The sequence below is a fragment of the Candidatus Symbiothrix dinenymphae genome (genome assembly GCF_001431085.1).
Genome location: NZ_BBRU01000526.1, coordinates 1 through 383 on the forward strand (window position 1 = coordinate 1; position 383 = coordinate 383).

Here is a 383-nt window from a genome sequence, read left to right on the forward strand (position 1 = left end):
GTTGAAGATAATAGGCAATGGTTTGAAAAAGTAAAAGACAAGTGGAAATCCGTTAATGATAAAAGAATAGACACTTCTTATTGGTTAAAAGACAAAAGTATATTATTGTTTAGCAGATACGAAAAAATACAGGAAATAAACGGAAAACAACAGAAAGAGTACTTTTACTTTGCGGATTTTCTTTTTGGAGAAACCGAGAAAATGTTTAATTCAGTCAACAAAATTGTTGCAAACACTTTTCCTAATACAACTTACATTCAAATTAATACAGACCCAAACTCAACATTTGAAGTTGAAGAAAATTTTTCAATTCCGCAGCAACTGCAAGAAAAGTTTTTCTATGATAAATATCTACTGCCTTTTGATATTTTCTTAAAGAACAA

At 29.0% G+C, this 383-nt stretch carries 1 protein-coding gene; it reads left to right on the forward strand.

The window, feature by feature from the left end; translation table 11 throughout:
- Positions 1-383, forward strand: a 383-nt coding sequence (locus ASC50_RS05465) for a hypothetical protein (protein WP_158648497.1), incomplete at both ends; no start/stop codon positions are given.